Raw genomic sequence first — 643 nt, 5'->3', positions numbered from 1 at the left:
CCCCTGCGGCAGTCAAGGATGGGGCGGCCGACGACTTCCGTGACGCGCTCGATTTCACCGAGCTCGCTATCGGGCACTTCGATGCTCACGTCGGGAATACGCACACCCAATAGCTGGAAAGCCATATGCACCATATTCATGAACGGCCCGAAGAACAGCACGAGTACCAGCGGTGCCACGAACACTGCGGCAAGCTGCGCCAATCTGCGCTGCGGCTTCGGCCGCGCGCCTGTGACCGTGATGCCGCCTTGCGTACCAGCCGTAACTAGCATCAGGGCGAGAAAACCGGCACAAAAAAAGATCGTGATCAATAACAGCAGTGAAGGTTGTACAAGGGCAAAGGCATAAAACAGGGACAGCAAAAAAAAGAGAAGCGATAACAGGAAATAGCCAAGGCCGTGCAGCCCGGCAGGAACGACAAACAGGGTCGCCTGCGCATGGGCGGCGCGCCGCCTGGAAACCCGCACTTCCAGCAAAGAAAGTAGTTTGAGCAGCCACAGTGCAGACATGGCCCCGAACAACAAAAAGATGCAGTACAGAAAACCGAACATCAGTGCCACAAAGATAAAGAACACCACTTCGCCTGGCGTCAGGCCACTGGGGAAAAACTGAATGTCAAACAAATAGGTCAGCGTGACGATGG

1 protein-coding gene is annotated in these 643 nt (G+C 55.7%); it reads right to left on the bottom strand.

The window, feature by feature from the left end:
• Window positions 1–643: hypothetical protein (locus AC0V2Y_RS29030; protein WP_475418496.1), on the bottom strand; the 643-nt coding region annotated here is incomplete at both ends.

It is taken from the genome of Janthinobacterium sp. BHSEK (assembly GCF_056174685.1).
The sequence above is the reverse complement of the archived record's forward strand: the minus strand, read 5'-3'. Positions and strand labels throughout refer to the sequence as shown.